Source organism: Streptomyces sp. NPDC001617 (assembly GCF_053596855.1).
In genome coordinates, this window is record NZ_JBSFHA010000009.1 from 100,494 (window position 1) to 116,565 (window position 16,072).

Below are 16,072 nucleotides of genomic sequence, written 5' to 3' on the forward strand. Positions count from 1 at the left end.
TACACCCTTCGAACCTCAAAAGGTGATCACACATGCCCACTTGCACTCCGCTCGTCCTGCCCGAAAACACCACTACCTCGCAACTCGACGTAGCCGACGAGCTGTTGGCCCTGCTGCGCGACGCCACCACCGAACCCCGCCCCGACATCCAGCTGGAGGCGCTGACGCTGGCCGTGGCCGCCGACCTGCCCGTGCTGCTGTGGGGTGAGCCGGGGATCGGCAAGACCGCGGCGCTGACGCAGCTGGCCGAGGCCCTGGATCTGCCGTTGACGACGGTGATCGCCAGCGTGCACGAGCCGTCCGACTTCTCGGGACTGCCGATCGTCGGCGACGACCCGGCCGAGCAGGGCGTGCCGATGGCCCCGCCGGACTGGGCCGTCCGCCTCGTGCGGGCCGGGCGAGGCCTGCTGTTCCTCGACGAGTTGTCCACCGCGCCGCCCGCTGTGCAGGCCGCGCTGCTCCGGCTGGTGCTGGAACGGCGTATCGGCACCCTGCAACTGCCGCCCGGCGTAAGGATCGTGGCCGCCGCCAACCCGCGGTCCTCGGCGGCCGACGGCTGGGAGCTGAGCGCGCCTTTGGCCAACCGTTTCGTGCATCTTCAGTGGACCCACGACCACGAGGTCGTCGTACGCGGCCTCGGCGGGACCTGGCCGCGGGCGACGCTGCCCCGGCTCGACCCGCGGAAGCTTCCGGAGGCCGTGGACTTCGCCCGGCGTGCCGTGTGCGGGTTGCTGGCCGTCCGGCCCACGCTGGTGCACCGGCTGCCCGCCAACGAGACCCGTAAGGGCGGGGCCTGGCCCTCGCCCCGGAGCTGGGAGATGACCCTGCGCCTGATCGCCTTCGCGACCGCGGCCGGGTCCTCTCGGGACGTGCTGTCGCTGCTGGTGCGCGGGACGGTGGGGGACGGTCCGGGGCTGGAGCTGCTGGCCAGTGTGGACCGGATGGACCTCCCGGACCCCGAGGAGCTGCTCGCCGACCCGGCGGGTGCCGTCCTGCCCGAGCGCGGGGACCTGCGGCAGGCCACGCTCGACGGTGTGGTGGCGGCCGTCCGCTCTCGCCCCGACAGAGCCCGCTGGGACGCGGCATGGGCGCTGCTGGTGCGGGCGGTGGAGACCGGCGCCCCGGACCTGGTGGTCGTACCCGCGACCACCCTGGCCTCGCTGCGCCGGCAGGACTGGGACGTCCCGGCGTCCATCGAACGCCTCGCCGGGGTCGTGACCCTGTCCCGGCGGGCCGACGAGGCCGCGGCCCGGACCGCCGCGGGGGCGAAGAGGGCGGGTCGATGAGCGGCACGGACACACAGCGGGCCCTGGATACGCACACGCAGGGAGCCCTGGATCTCGACAAGCTGTTCGCCGCCCGTCTGCAGGCCGTCCGTGCCCGGCCCTATCTGGCGACGGCCCTGTTCGCCCTGCACACCGTCGAGTCGCGGGACGTGCCGACGATGGCCGTGGACCGGTACTGGCGTTGCTATGTCTCGCCCGGGTTCGTGGACCGCACGCCGGTGGAGGAACTGGCCGGCGTGTGGGTGCACGAGGTGTCGCACCTGCTGCGCGACCACCACGGGCGCAGCGAGCGGGTCGCCAGGCAGCGCGGGCTGACCGGCCCGGGCGAGCGGCTGCGGATGAACATCGCCGCGGACTTCGAGATCAACGACGACGTGTACGGCGACGGACTGACCCGGCCCGAAGGGGCCGTACGGCCGGGGCACCTGCAGCTGCCCGACGGTCAGCTGATGGAGGACTACCTGCGTCAGTTCCGGCTCGGGCCGCGCACCCAGGGTCTGGCCTGGCTGGACTGCGGGAGCGGCGCCGACGGGCGGGAGCGGGAGTGGGAGCTGGGTCCGGACGGCGCGCACGGGCTCAGCGAACAGGAGAAGGACGCGGTCCGCCACCGGGTGGCACAGGGCATCAAGGGCCGCCCGGGCAGCGCCCCGGAGGGGTGGGAGCGGTGGGCGGAGGAGGCGTTCCATCCGCCGCAGCCCTGGCGGGAGTTGCTCGGGGCGGCGCTCCGCTCGGCGGTCTCCGGCTCCGGGGTGGGCGAGGACTATTCCTACGGCCGTCCCGCGCGCCGCTCGGCCGGACTGCCCGGCGTCGTCCTGCCGAGTCTGTTGCGCCGGCCGCCGCGGGTCTCCGTCGTCATCGACACGTCCGGTTCCGTCAGCGACGCCGAACTGGGCAGTGCGCTGCTGGAAGTCGCCGCGATCTCCCGGGCCCTGGGCGGCCGGCGCGACCTGGTGACGGTGGTGCCGTGCGACGCGGCGGCCCGGGTCGCGCACCCCCTGTGCCGCGCCGAGGGCATCCCGCTGCTCGGCGGCGGCGGTACGGATCTGCGCACCGGCTTCGCGACGGCGCTGCGGACACGGCCGCGCCCCGACGTCGTCGTGGTGCTGACCGACGGGCAGACCCCCTGGCCGAAGGCGCGGCCGGCGGCCCGGACGGTGGTGGGTCTGTTCCCCCGGTCCCACGGGTCCTGGATCGAGGACGACCCCGACTACGTGCCGGACTCGCCGCCCGTCTGGGCGCGGGTGGTGGAGATCGGATAGGTGCCGTTGTCCGCTGGTACCCGGCGGGGGTGCCTCATCGACCCCGGTCCGTTGCCCTTTCCGCCCGGCGGAGGTGCCCCAAAGGCCCCGTCCGGGCAAGCAGACGTGCCCCGACAGCGGTCGCTGAACTGTTCGAGCACCGGTGGCCCTGCCCTAGGCTCGATGATGTTGTTCGGCAAGGGGATTGACGGCGCCGTGCCCCCGGCGGGCGCCGGAGGGGCAGGACCATGACGCACGACCAGCTGATCCGTCCGCTGCCCGAGCTGCTGAAGGCTCATGCCGTGGCCTCGCCGTCGCGAGTGGCCTACGCCGATGACGTACGGGCCGTCACCTACGCCGAGCTGGAGCGGCGCACCGGACGGCTGGCCGCCCATCTCGCCCGCACCGGCCTGCGGCGGGGCGAGCGGGTCGCGATCTGTCTGGGCAACCGCGTGGAGATGGTGGAGAGCGTGCTGGCCACCGTCAGGGCCGGGGCGGTCGGGGTGCCCCTCAACCCCCGCTCCTCCGACGCCGAACTCGCCCACTTCCTCCAGGACAGCGGCGCCTCGGTCCTCGTCACCGACCCCGCGCAGCTCCCCCGGCTGCGGCGCCTGGGCCGCCCTGTCCGCGTCCTCCTCACCGGCCCGGACCCGCTCCCGGCCGACGCCCCCGAGGGCACGGCGCGCTTCACCGACGCGGCCGAGACCGACTCCGCCGAAGCGCCCCGGGACGACCTCGGGTTGGACGAACCAGCCTGGATGCTCTACACCTCCGGCACCACCCACCGCCCCAAGGGCGTCCTGTCCACCCAGCGCGCCGCCCTGTGGTCACCGGCCGCCTGCTACGCCCCGCTCTTCGGCCTCTCCTCCGACGACCGGCTCCTGTGGCCCCTCCCCCTGTTCCACAGTTTCGGCCACTCCCTGGCGATCCTCGGCGTCACCGCGGTCGGCGCGAGCGCCCGCATCACCGCCGAACTCCTCCCGCCCGACGGCCTGTTGCGCGAACTCCACACCCCGCACGCCGACCTGCCCGGCCCCTACACCGTCCTGGCCGGAGTGCCGGCCACCTACCACCAGCTCCTGGCGTCCGCCGAGGGCGCCGCCTCCCCGCCGCCGCTGCGGACCTGCCTGGTGGCGGGAGCGCCGAGCGCACCGGCCCTGCGCCGGGCGGTGGAGGACCTGTTGGGAGCACCACTCCTCGACGCGTACGGCTCCACCGAGACCTGCGGCATGATCGCGGTCAACCGCCCGCTCGGACCGCGCGTCGACGGCTCCTGCGGCCCACCGGTCCCCGGCATGGAGGTGCGCGTCGTCGATCCCGGCTCGGGCCACGACGTCACCGACGGGGCCGAGGGCGAGCTCTGGGTGCGCGGGCCGAGCCTGATGTCCGGCTACCACGACCAGGCCGAGGAGACCGGGGCCGCGCTGCGGGACGGCTGGTACCGCACCGGGGACCTGGGCCGGCGCGTCGAGCACGGCCATCTCCGACTCACCGGCCGGGTCAGCGAGTTGATCATCCGCGGCGGCGAGAACATCCACCCGACGGAGGTCGAGCAGGCTTTGCTGCGCTGCCCCGGAGTGCGGGACGCGGTGGTGGTGGGGCGGCCGGACGACGTCCTGGGCGAGGTCCCGGTGGCCTACGTCGTCCCGGAACCGGGCGGGTTCGACGCCCGAAGTGTCCTGGACGCGTGCCGCCCCCGGCTGGCGGCGTACAAACTGCCGGTCGAGATCCACGAGATCGCGGCCGTGCCGCGCACGGCGTCCGGCAAGATCGCCCGTCACGCCGTCGTGCAGATACCGGCGGCGGCCTCGAAGCCCGGGGGATCCCTGCGCCGAGAGCTGCTGTCCCTTCCGCCCGAGGCACGGGAACGCGCCCTGCGTGAGGCGGTGCTCGCGGAGACGGCCGAGGTCGGACAGTCCGAACTCCCGTCCCCCGACAGCACCTTCACGGACCTCGGACTGACGTCCGCGAGCGCCGTGACCCTCCTCGACCGGCTCGGCGAGGCGACCGGGCTGCGGCTCCCGTCGACGCTGGTCTTCGACCATCCCACACCGACCGCGCTGGCCCGACAGGTGTACGACACCCTGTTCGCACCGGAGACCGCGTCCGCACCGCACACCGGCGCGGGCGGGAGCGACGACGATCCCATCGTGATCGTCGCCATGGGCTGCCGGTATCCCGGAGACGTCAACTCCCCCGAGGACCTGTGGCAGTTGGTGTCGGAGGGCCGGGACGCCATCACCGGCTTCCCCACCGACCGGGGCTGGGACCTGGACGCCCTGTACGACCCCGACCCGGACCGCGTCGGCGCCTCGTACACCCGCAGCGGCGGATTCCTGCACCGGGCCGCGGAGTTCGACGCGGACCTGTTCGGGATCTCGCCGCGCGAGGCGCTCGCCATGGACCCGCAGCAGCGGCTGCTCCTCGAGACGTCCTGGGAGGTCTGGGAGCGGGCCGGCATCACCCCGGCGACCTTGCGCGAGAGCGACACGGGTGTGTTCGTCGGCATGATGCACGCCGACTACTCCTCCCGGCTCAGCACACATGAACTGGAGGCTCATCTGGCCCTGGGCTCGGCGGGCAGCGTGGCCTCCGGGCGGCTCTCGTACGTCTACGGCCTGCGTGGCCCCTCCGTCACGCTCGACACCGCCTGCTCCTCCTCCCTGGTGGCGCTGCACTGGGCGGCGCGGGCGCTGCGCTCCGGGGAGTGTTCGCTCGCACTGGCCGGCGGAGTCACCGTCATGTCGACTCCCAAGGCGTTCACGGCGTTCAGCCGGCAGCGGGGGCTCGCTCCCGACGGCCGCTGCAAGTCCTTCGCGGCCTCGGCGGACGGGACCGCCTGGGGCGAGGGCGTGGGGCTGGTGCTGCTGGAGCGGCTGTCCGACGCCCGGCGCCACGGACATCCCGTACTGGCCGTCCTGCGCGGCTCGGCGGTCAACTCCGACGGCGCCTCCAACGGACTGACAGCCCCCAACGGGCAGGCCCAACAGCTCCTCATCTCCCAGGCGTTGACGGACGCCGGGCTCCACTCCGAGGACGTGGACGCGGTCGAGGCACACGGCACGGGCACCCGGCTCGGCGACCCGGTGGAGGCGCGGGCCCTGCTGGCGGCCTACGGCCAGGGACGCGGGGAGGACCGGCCGCCGCTGTGGCTCGGCTCGGTCAAGTCCAACCTCGGCCATACGCAGGCGGCGGCCGGCGTCGCCGGTGTCATCAAGATGGTGCAGGCCCTGCACCACGAGCGACTCCCGCGCACCCTGCACGCGGACGAGCCGACCTCGCACGTCGACTGGTCCACCGGCCGGGTGAAGCTGCTGACCGAGGCCCGCCCATGGCCCCGCACGGCCTCGGCGCCACGCCGGGCCGGCATCTCGGCGTTCGGGATCGGCGGAACCAACGCACACCTGATCCTGGAGGAGGCGCCGCACATCGCGGATGCGGTGGGCGCGAAGAAGTCCCCTCCGCGGCCTGCACCGGGCTCCGGGGACGGCTTCGAAGCCACGCCCAGGCCACTGTCCGACACCGCCGAGCCCACCACCCTCCCCGAGCCGCCGTCCAGGACCAAGAAGACGAAGACCGAACCGCCTTCCATCACCGACACACCCGGGCCCAGCCCCGAACCGCACTCCCACGCCGCCACACCCGGCCCCACTCCCTCGCCGCACTCCCACGCCGCCACACCCGGCGCGCTCCCCGGGCCGCTGTCCAGGGCCGAGAGGACGGAGGCCGAGCCGCACTCCGGCGCCGACACACCCGGGCCCAGCTCCGAGCCGCACTCCGGCGCCGACACACCCGCCCCCGCTCCCGAACCGCACTCCCATACCGACACACCCGGCCCGCTCCCCGAGCGGCTGTCCAGGGCCGGGAAAACGGAGGCCGAGGCGCACTCCGGCGCCGACACACCCGGGCCCAGCCCCGAGCCGCACTCCCACACCGACACACCCGGCCCGCTCCCCTGGCTGCTCTCCGCCGCCGATGAAACCGGCCTGCGCGCCCAGGCCCGTCGGCTGGCCGACCATCTGGCGGCCCGGCCGGGCTTCTCAGCGGCCGACGTCGGGTTCTCGCTGGCGGTGTCGCGGTCGGCGTTGCCCCACCGTGCGGCGGTGGCGGCCGGGGATTCCGCGCAGATGCTCACCGCTCTGGAGGCGCTCGCCGATGGCAGGAGCGCTCGTGGCCCGGTGCGGGGCATCGCCGACCCGAGCATCCGTACGGCCTTCCTGTTCACCGGACAGGGCGCCCAACGCGCCCGCATGGGCGCCGAGTTGCGCACCGCGTTCCCTGTCTTCGCCGCCGCCTTCGACGAGGTCTGCCAGGAGTTGGACGGCCGTCTCGAACAACCCCTGAGCGTCGTCCTGTCGGCCGCGCCGGGCTCCCCGGAAGCCGCCCTGCTCGACCGTACGGACTTCGCCCAGACCGGCCTGTTCGCCTTCGAGGTGGCACTGTTCCGGCTGCTGGAGTCCTGGGGTGTCCGCCCCGACGTCCTGACCGGCCACTCCGTGGGCGAGCTGGCGGCGGCCCATGTCGCCGGTGTGCTGGACCTGCCCGACGCGGCAGCGCTCGTCGCGGCCCGGGGCCGGCTGATGCGGGCGCTCCCCGAGGGCGGGGCGATGATGGCACTGGACGCGACGGAGGAGGAGGCACTCGCCGCGCTCGCCGACACCGGCGGCCACGTCGCCGTCGCTTCCGTCAACGGCCCGCGCTCCATGGTGATTTCAGGCGTTCGGGAGCCGGTGCTCGCGGTGGCGGCCGGGTTCGAGGCGCGCGGCCGCAGGACCATCCGTCTGCGGGTCTCCCATGCCTTCCACTCGCCCCTGATGGACCCGATGCTCGACGACTTCCGTCGGGTCGCCGAGGACCTGACCTTCCGGGCACCGCGCATCCCGATGGTCTCGGCGGTGACGGGCCGCCCGGCCGAGCCCGACGAGCTCCGCTCCCCGGAGTACTGGGTCCGGCACGCCCGCCGACCGGTCCGGTTCGCCGATGCGGTACGGCGGCTCGGGGACGACGGGGTCTCGGCGTTCCTGGAGGTCGGCCCGGGTCACGCGCTCACCGCGGCGGCCGAGGACTGCCTGGCGGAGAACGCCCCCTTGTGCGTCGCCGCCGCCCGAAGCGGTGAGCCCGAGCCACAGACCCTGCTGTCCGCCCTGGCCCGCCTCCAGGTGCGCGGGGCGCACATCGACTGGCCCACCGCTCTCGCGCACACCGGAGCACGCCGGGTCGACCTGCCGACGTACGCCTTCCAGCACCGCCGCTACTGGTTGGACGCCCCCGGCACCACCCCGAGTCCGTCGGCCACCCCCCACGAACACCCCTTGCTGGCCCCGGCGTTCGCCGTCCCCGACACCGACCGCACGGTGTTCTCCGGCCTCCTGTCCCCCACGGCCTTCCCGTGGCTCGCCGACCATGTGATCGCAGGGCAGGTCGTCGTCCCCGCGACGGCCTTCGTGGAGATGGCCGTACGGGCGGGCGACGAGGTCGGCTGCGGCATCCTCGACGAACTCGTGGTCGTGGCCCCGCTGACGCTGCCCGAGGGCACGGCGGTACGGATCCAGGTCGTGGTCGGCGCGAGGGACGAGTCCGGCCGACGCCCCCTCGACCTCTACGCCTGCCCCGACACCGCGGACGCCCCCTGGACCCGGCACGCGACCGGCCTGCTCGGCGCCTCGCCGACCGCACCGCCCCCGGAACCCGAACTCACCTCCTGGCCACCGCGGGACGCGGCCCGACTCGATCTCTCCGAGGCCTACGACCGCCTCGCGGACACGGGTCTCGTCTACGGGCCGGCCTTCCGTGGCGTTCGGACGGTATGGCGGCGCGGCAAGGAACTGTTCGCGGAAGTCCGCCTGTCCGAAGGGGAGTTGCCGGGAGCCGACCGCTTCGGAATCCACCCGGCTCTGCTGGACGCGGCCCTGCACGCACCGCTGCTGACCGGCTCCGCCTCGGGGGCCGTCCGGGTGCCGTTCGCATGGAACGGCGTGCGCCTCCATGCGACCGGGGCCACCGAAGTGCGCGTACGGATCGCCCCGACCGCGGCGGACGCGGTCTCGGTCACGCTCGCCGATCCGACGGGCCGCCCGGTGGCGCAGGTGGACTCCCTGGCCACCCGCGAACTCCCGGACGGCACGGTCGAGTCGGCGGCTGACGCCGTACGGCGCGCGCTGTGGCGCCCCGAGTGGATCGCCCTGGATGTCGACACCGCCGCGCAGGAACCGGACACCGTGATCATGAGCGTCGACCCGGCGGTGGGGCCTGACCCGCTGGCTGCCGTGCGCCGGTCGACGGCGAGCGTGCTCCGCGCCTTGCAGGACTGGCAGGACGATCCCGGGACAGCGGGTTCACGCCTGGTCGTGGTGACGGAGAACGCCACCGCCTCCGACCCCGACCTGGCCGGGGCCGCGGTGGGGGGACTGGTGCGCGCGGCCCAGTCGGAGCTGCCGGGCCGTGTCGTCCTCGTCGACACGGACGGGCGGCCCGAGTCGCGGCGGCTGCTGCCGGCGGCCGTGGCCAGTGGTGAGCCCCAGCTCTCCGTCCGCGACGGGAAGGTGACGGTGCCGCGACTGACCCAGGCGGCCGCCGTCCCGGGGAGGGCGCCTTCCCTCGACGGCACCGTGCTGATCACCGGTGGTACCGGTGCGTTGGGTGCGGCGCTCGCCCGGCATCTCGTCTCCTCGTACGGCGTTCGGCACCTGGTCCTGACCGGACGGCAAGGGCCCGAGGCGCCGGGCGCCCGCGAACTGCGGGACGAGTTGACGGAGTTGGGCGTCGAGGTACGGATCGTGGCCTGTGACGTGGCCGACCGGGCGGCACTGGCCGGGGTGATCGAGAGCTGTGCGCCGACCCTCACCGCCGTCGTCCATGCGGCCGGGGTGCTGGACGACGGCGTACTGGCCGCGCTGACCCCCGATCGGCTGGGCGCCGTACTCCGGCCGAAGGCGGACGCGGCCTGGCATCTGCACGAGCTCACCCGGGATCTGGACCTGTCGGCGTTCGTGCTGTTCTCGTCCGTGTCCGGCCTGTTGGGGCGCGCCGGTCAGGGCAACTACGCGGCGGCGAACTCGTTCCTGGATGCCCTGGCCCTGCATCGCACCGCGCTGGGCCTGCCCGCCGTCTCCTTGGCGTGGGGTCCGTGGGAGACGGTCGGCGGTATGGCCGCCCCGCGAAATGCCGGTGACCCGTTCCGGCCGCTCTCCGTCGAGCTGGGTCTGGCCCTGTTCGACGCGGCGCTCCGGGAGAGCGAGCCGGTGCTCGTGCCGGTCGCGCTGGACCGGGCCAACCTCCGTTCCGCGCAGGGGACTTTGCCGCCCCTGTTGCGCGGGCTGGTACCTCGGCAGAGGCCCGCGGCGGGTACGGGAGAGCCCGATACCGAGCAGGTGGGTGAGCCGGGAGCCTGGCGGAAGGTGCTCGCCGAGCTGCCCGGTGCCCAACGCGAGGGCCGGCTCGCGGAGTTGATGCGGGCGGACGTGGCGGCTGTGCTCGGGTATCCGGACGTGGACTCGTTGCCGGACGGCAAGTCCTTCGCCGAGCTGGGCTTCGACTCGCTGATGGCGGTGCAGATCCGGAACCGGCTGAGCATGGCGCTGCGGCTGAGGCTGTCGGCCGCCGTGGTGTTCGAGCACCCGACGGCCGAGGGGCTCGCCCGCCATGTGCTCGGCCTGCTCGACGACCTGCCCGGCAACGCGGTCGCCGACGAGCGGCCCACACAGACGCTGTCCGCGCTCTATCGGCGGGTCTGCGAGGCCGGTCAGGTCGTCGCCGCGATGCACATGCTGGTCACGGCGTCCTGGGCGGTGCCGACCTTCGAGGCGGCGGACAGCCGGAAGCACGCCCTCCCGCCCCTGCCGCGCGCCACCGGTCCCGGCGACCGTCCCGTGCTCGTCTTCTTCACCGGCCAGCACCCGCCCTTCGCCGCGCCGGGCGGCGAGTTCGCGCGCTTCCACGGCTGTCTCCAGGGCGAGTTGGACGTCCTCGAACTCCCCCACCCCGGTATCGGCGCCGGCAGCGCCGTGCCGGCGGACCGGGAGACGCTCGCCCACACCCATGCGGAGACGGTGCTGCGGCAGGTGGGCGACCGGCCCTTCGTCGTCGCCGGTGTCAGTACGGGAGGCGCCGTCGCGCATGCCGTGACCCGACACCTTGAGGCCCTGGGCAGGGCCCCGCTCGGGCAGGTGCTGCTCGACACGTACCTCATCAACGACGGCAACAGCGGCAAGGAGTGGCTGCTGTCCCTGCCGGCGGCCATCGCACCGCGCCTGGGCGGCCACGACTTCTCCGGGGACGAGGACGCGGGCGTCGCGGCGCTGGGGGCGTACACCAGGATGTTCCTCGACTGGGAGCCGGAGCCGGTCGACACGCCCACCCTGCTGGTACGGGTCACCGAGCCGACCCCGGAGATGGAGGCGGGCGCGGGCCCGGACGAGTGGCGGACGTCGTGGCCGCTGCCGCACGGCCGGGTCGATGTCCCCGGCGACCACTTCTCGTTCATGCGGGAACACGCCCCGTCCACGGCGACGGCCGTCCAGGAGTGGATCAACTCCCTTGAGCACACCGGCACTTCGAGCACACAAGGAGAGCAGTGAACGCCATCGACGAGCCCACCACGGTCGAGGAGTTCGACGTGATCGTGGTCGGCGGCGGACCGTCCGGGTCCACCGCCGCCACCGCCGTCGCCCTGCGCGGCCATCGTGTCCTGCTCCTGGAGCAACAGGCCTTTCCCCGCTACCAGATCGGCGAGTCGCTGCTCCCCTCCACCGTGCACGGCGTGTGCCGGATCCTGGGTGTCGAGGACGAGGTGGCGCGGGCCGGGTTCAAGGTGAAGCGCGGCGGGACCTTCCGGTGGGGGCGCAACCGGGACCCCTGGCAGTTCTCCTTCGCCCTCTCGCCACGGCTGGCGGACCCGACCTCGTTCGCCTACCAGGTCGAACGGCAACGCTTCGACGCGATCCTGCTGGACAACGCCCGCCGCAAGGGCGTGGACGTGCGCGAGCGCTGCCGCGTGCGGGGCGTGGTCGCCGACGGGGAGCGGGTGCGGGGTGTGAGCTGGACCGGCCCCGGCGGCGAGGTCCGCGAGGCACGGGCCCGGTATGTCGTGGACGCCTCCGGCAACGGCAGCCGTATCCACGGCGAGGTCGGCGGGAAGCGGACGTACTCGGACTTCTTCCGGAACATCGCGGTGTTCGGCTACTTCGCGGGCGGTGCGCGGCTGCCGAAGCCCAACGACGGCAACATCTTCTGCGCCGCCTTCGACGAGGGCTGGATCTGGTATATCCCGCTGCGGGACGGCCTCACCAGTGTGGGTGCGGTGGTGAGCCGGGAGAACGCGGCCGACATACAGCGGGATCCGGTGGCCGGCTGGCGGAGGCTCATCGACGCGTGCCCGGAGGTACGGGACATGCTCGCCGGGGTGGAGCAGGCCACCGAGGCGCCGTACGACCAGGTGCGGGTGCGCAAGGACTGGTCGTACTGGAAGACGCGGCTGTGGCGGCCCGGCATGGTGCTGGTCGGGGACGCGGCCTGCTTCGTCGACCCGGTGCTCTCCTCCGGCGTCCACCTCGCCACGTACGGCGCGCTGCTCGCCGCCCGGTCGATCAACAGCGCGCTGGCCGGGGAGACCGACGAGGCACGGCTGTTCGGGGAGTTCGAGGCCCGCTACCGGCACGAGTACGCGCTGTTCTACGAGTTCCTGGTCTCCTTCTACGACATGCATCAGGACGAGCGGTCGTACTTCTGGAAGGCCCGCAAGGTCACCAACGTGGAGGCGACGGAGCTGGAGGCGTTCGTGGAACTGGTGGGCGGGCTGGCCTCCGGTGACGCGTCGCTCGCCGATCCGGGTGCGCGGCTGACGACCGCCTCCTCGGAGCTGGACGGCGCGGTGGGGCGCCTTCCGGAGTCCGACGGGCTGCGCAATCCGCTCTTCGAGTCGGCCTCCGTGCGTCAGGTGTTCCAGGAGGGGGCGGTGTTGCAGGAGCGCGGTGTGTTCGGCGGGCCGCTGGAGGAGGAGTCGCCGATGCGGCCCGGCGGTCTGGTGGCCTCGGAGGACGGGCTCACCTGGGTGGAACCGGGGCGCTGACCGGCCCCCTCGGACCTCTCCCGTTCACTCCCAGACCACGACATTGCGGCGCACCGGCACGGTCGACGTGCCGGTGGCGAACAGCTCGGGCGAGTGGGCGCGGATGCGCTCGATGTCGTTGAAGACGGCCCGCAGATGGGAGCGCATGGCGCTACGGGCGAGTGCCACGTCGCCGCCGACGGCCGCGGCGAAGATCTCGTGGTGCTGGTCGGCGAAGACGGCCGGTGACTCGTTCTCGTGCAGGCCGAGCCGGCGGGCCCGGTCGAGGTGGCCCTTGGCCGCGGCGACGGTCGTCCAGACGTTGCCGTGGCCGCTCAGCCGCATCAGGCCCTGGTGGAAGGCCTCGTCGAGGGCGAAGAACTCCTCCAGGTCGAGGTCGACGCTGCGCTGACGCCTCAGGTTGTCCCGCAGCTCCTCGACGACCCCGGCGTCGAGCTCCTCGGGCAGGTCCTCCAGCGAGGCCAGCTCCACCGCCTCCCGCAGGAACTGCGCGTCGGCGACCTGCGCCGGGTCCACCCGGGACACGAACGAGCCGATCTTCGGGAAGACCTGCACCAGCCCTTCCTGGGCCAGCATGATCAGGCTCTCCCGCACCGGGGTGCGGCTGACGCCCAGGGACGCGGCGAGTTCGTTCTCCGACAGGGCCGCGCCCGGGGCGAGTTCAAGGGTGAGGACCAGCTGACGCAGCTTCAGGTAGATGTCGCGTCGACTCGTCCGCCGCCCGTTCGATTGAGCCATGTGCACATCCTACGTAGCGCTTCCCTCCGCCGTAGCAGCGGAAAGGCTCTCACCCGACCCTTGCCCGTCTATGCGACAGATGCTTGTATACAAGTACTCCACGACAGGATGGGAGCCGCAAGTGAGCAAGATCGAGCGGGTCGAGGTGCTCGTCGCCTCCCCGGGACGCACCTTCGTCACCCTGCGCATCACCACCACGGACGGGGTGACCGGGCTCGGCGACGCCACGCTCAACGGCCGTGAACTGGCGGTCGCGAGCTATCTGAGCGACCACGTCGTCCCGCTGCTGATCGGCCGGGACCCGGCCCGCGTCGAGGACCTCTGGCAGTACCTCTACAAGGGCGCCTACTGGCGGCGCGGGCCGGTGACGATGACCGCGATCGCCGCCGTCGACACCGCGCTGTGGGACATCAAGGGCAAGGTGGCCGGCCTGCCCGTCTACCAGCTCCTGGGCGGCCGCTCCCGCGACGGCGTCCTGGTCTACTCGCACGCCAGCGGCACCGACGTGCCCTCGCTCCTCGACGACGTCGAGCGCTATCTGGAGCTGGGCTACCGGGCCGTACGGGCCCAGGCCGCCGTGCCCGGGGTCGGGGGCACCTACGGAGTGCGCAAGGGCAAGGTCTACGAGCCCGCCGCGACCGACCTGCCGGACGAGCAGCCCTGGGACACGGAGGCCTACCTCGGCTTCGCGCCGACCTATCTGGAAGCGGTCCGCGAACGTTTCGGCTTCGGCTTCCACCTCCTCCACGACGTGCACAGAGCTGCCGGCTGTTCTGGATGGAGGACCCGACCCCGGCCGAGAACCAGGAGGCGTTCCTTCTCATCCGCGAGCACACGACCACGCCGATCGCGGTCGGCGAGGTCATGAACTCCATCTGGGACGTCCAGCACCTGATCACGCGGCAGCTCATCGACTACGTCCGGACGACCGTCGTGCACGCCGGCGGCATCACCCACCTGCGCCGGATCTTCGGCCTCGCCGCCCTCTACCAGGTCCGCACCGGCTCCCACGGGGCGACCGACCTCTCCCCCGTCAGCATGGCCGCCGCCGTCCACCTGGACCTCGCCGTGCCGAACTTCGGCATCCAGGAGTACATGGGCCACCCCGACGAGACCGCCGAGGTCTTCCACACGGGCGTCACCTTCGCCGACGGCATGCTGCATCCCTCGGACGAGCCCGGCCTGGGCGTCGAGTACGACGACACGGCGGCCGACCGCTTCCCCTACCAGCGGCGTTACCTCCCGGTCGCACGTCGCCTCGACGGCTCGGTGCACGACTGGTGAGCGCGCCGCTGAACCGTTTGACGGTCTCCCGACTCCCCGCCGAGCAGCGGCCGTTGGCCGATCCGGCCGACCTGCGCCCGCGCATCGTCCACTTCGGCCTCGGCGCCTTCCACCGGGCGCACCAGGCGGTCTACACCGAGCGCGCCGCCGCGCTCTCCGGCGAGGACTGGGGCATCACGGCGGTCGCGCCCCGGTCGACGGAGACCGTGCGGGCCCTGCGCGCGCAGGACGGTCTGTACTCGCTGACCGAGCGCCGACCGGAGGGCGACCGGACCCGTGTCGTGGGCTCGGTCGTGGACGCGCTGGCCATGGGGCCGGACGCCAAGGCCGTGGACGCCCTGCTCACCGACCCCGAGGTGACGGTCGTGACGCTGACCGTGACCGAGAAGGGGTATCAACGGTCGCCGCTGACGGGCGGGTTGGATACCGCCGCCGTCGCCGCCGACCTCACGGCGGACCCCGCCGGGCCCCTCACCACCGTCGTCGGCCGGCTGGCCGCCGGGCTGGCGGCCCGGATGCGTGCGGGGGCACCGCCGATCGCCGTGGTGTCCTGCGACAACATGGCGGACAACGGGGCCGTACTGGCCGGGGTGGTGCACGACTTCGTGCGGGCCTCCGCGTGGCCGGACCGCGACCGGATCCTGGAGCGGATGGCGGAGGCCGTCGCCTTCCCCGCGACGGTCGTGGACCGGATCGTGCCCGCGGCCGGCGAGGAGGACCGGGCCGCGGCTCTTGCGGCGCTCGGGACGCGTGACGCCCTGCCCGTGACGGCCGAGCCGTACCGGCAGTGGGTGCTGCAGGACTCCTTCGCCGCCGCACGGCCGCCATGGGAGCGCGACGGCGCCCTGTTCGTCCGGGATGTGACGCCCTATCAGCTCACCAAGCTGCGGCTGCTGAACGGCTCCCACTCGGCCCTCGCGTACCTCGGCATGGCGGCCGGGCTCACCACGATCGCCGAGACCCTGGCGGCCGACTGGGGCGAGCGGCTCGTGCGGGGGTGGTGCGCCGAGCTGGCACCCACGCTGCCCACAGGCGGCCCCGACCCGCTGTCGTACGCCGACGATCTCGTCGTACGGTTCCGCAACCCCGCCATGCGACACCTGCTCCGGCAGATCGGCACCGACGGACCGCTGAAGATCCCGGAGCGCTGGCTGCCGGCCCTGCGCGAGCTGCGAGCCCTGGGTGCCACGAGTACGCCGTTCCTCGAACTCGCCCTCGCCGCCTGGGTGTTGAGCACCGGGCCGGCCGACACGGTGCAGTCGCTGCTGCGTGGCCTCGGCGCCGCGGACCTGGCGAACGACGACGCGCTCACCACCGTGGTCGCGGACCGGCTGCCCGCCCTGCGCGCCGGTCGCGTCGAGATCTGACCCCCGTCCCCTGCACCTCTCGGGAGATCACCTGGATCGGCTCGTACCGTTTCGTCGAGGAGATCGACGAGGCGCTGTCGGCCCTTCGGGACG

Annotated in this window: 6 protein-coding genes and 1 pseudogene; 6 read left to right on the top strand and 1 reads right to left on the bottom strand. The window is 73.4% G+C overall.

Annotated features, from left to right (window positions below):
• The first annotated feature begins 32 nt into the window (after nt 1-32).
• From ACWC09_RS09975 to ACWC09_RS09990, 4 genes are all read left to right on the top strand, one after another.
• Complete coding sequence (locus tag ACWC09_RS09975) at nt 33-1,286, top strand: AAA family ATPase (protein WP_450850045.1); 1,254 nt, start codon at nt 33-35, stop codon at nt 1,284-1,286.
• Nucleotides 1,283-2,545 (top strand): vWA domain-containing protein, encoded by a 1,263-nt coding sequence (locus ACWC09_RS09980; protein ID WP_450850046.1) that lies wholly within the window; start codon nt 1,283-1,285, stop codon nt 2,543-2,545. Before ACWC09_RS09975 ends, ACWC09_RS09980 begins: the two co-directional genes overlap by 4 nt.
• Nucleotides 2,546-2,772: 227 nt before the next feature.
• Complete coding sequence (locus ACWC09_RS09985) at nt 2,773-11,100, top strand: SDR family NAD(P)-dependent oxidoreductase (protein ID WP_450850047.1); 8,328 nt, start codon at nt 2,773-2,775, stop codon at nt 11,098-11,100.
• A complete protein-coding gene (locus tag ACWC09_RS09990) occupies nt 11,097-12,590 on the top strand; it encodes an FAD-dependent oxidoreductase (RefSeq protein WP_450850048.1) in 1,494 nt (497 codons plus the stop codon). Before ACWC09_RS09985 ends, ACWC09_RS09990 begins: the two co-directional genes overlap by 4 nt.
• A gap of 24 nt (nt 12,591-12,614) precedes the next feature.
• Here the strand turns inward: ACWC09_RS09990 and ACWC09_RS09995 are convergent, their stop codons facing one another.
• Nucleotides 12,615-13,328, bottom strand: coding sequence for a GntR family transcriptional regulator (locus ACWC09_RS09995; RefSeq protein WP_450850049.1), 714 nt, complete (start codon nt 13,326-13,328; stop codon nt 12,615-12,617).
• Nucleotides 13,329-13,407: 79 nt separating this feature from the next.
• Here ACWC09_RS09995 and manD point away from each other — a divergent pair.
• Together manD and ACWC09_RS10005 are read left to right on the top strand one after the other, a co-directional pair.
• Nucleotides 13,408-14,612: pseudogene (manD, locus tag ACWC09_RS10000) on the top strand (D-mannonate dehydratase ManD).
• Nucleotides 14,609-15,979 carry a mannitol dehydrogenase family protein gene (locus ACWC09_RS10005; RefSeq protein WP_450850050.1) on the top strand — a complete coding sequence of 457 codons (1,371 nt, stop codon included), beginning with the start codon at nt 14,609-14,611 and terminating at the stop codon, nt 15,977-15,979. The pseudogene manD and the gene ACWC09_RS10005 overlap by 4 nt, the downstream one beginning before the upstream one ends.
• Nucleotides 15,980-16,072 lie beyond the last annotated feature (93 nt).